At 44.7% G+C, this 331-nt stretch carries 1 protein-coding gene; it reads left to right on the top strand.

Annotated features, from left to right (window positions below):
• Positions 1 to 331: energy-coupling factor transporter transmembrane component T (locus tag ACFIK0_RS09505; RefSeq protein WP_375663927.1), on the top strand; the 331-nt coding region annotated here is incomplete at both ends.

Here is a 331-nt window from a genome sequence, read left to right as displayed (position 1 = left end):
CAGTGATTATTACCGCTTCGACCGTTTTAACAGCTACAACGCCGACTTTACAACTTGCTGCAGCGTTTGCTGCCTTGTTAAAGCCCTTGCGTTATTTGAAAATACCAGTAGATCAAATGACATTAATGCTCTCAGTGGCATTACGATTTGTGCCTACCATTATGCAACAATTACATCAGATTATGAACGCCCAACGCTCGAGAGGGATGCAGTTTAATCAAGGGGGCTTAATTGCCCGTTGTCATCACTTGCTGCCCGTGCTAATTCCATTATTTATCAACTCCTTTCAACGTTCAGAGGAGTTAGCCACGGCGATGGAAGCACGCGGTTA

Source organism: Bartonella sp. CL63NXGY (assembly GCF_042194905.1).
GTDB lineage: Bacteria > Pseudomonadota > Alphaproteobacteria > Rhizobiales > Rhizobiaceae > Bartonella.
The sequence above is the reverse complement of the archived record's forward strand: the minus strand, read 5'-3'. Positions and strand labels throughout refer to the sequence as shown.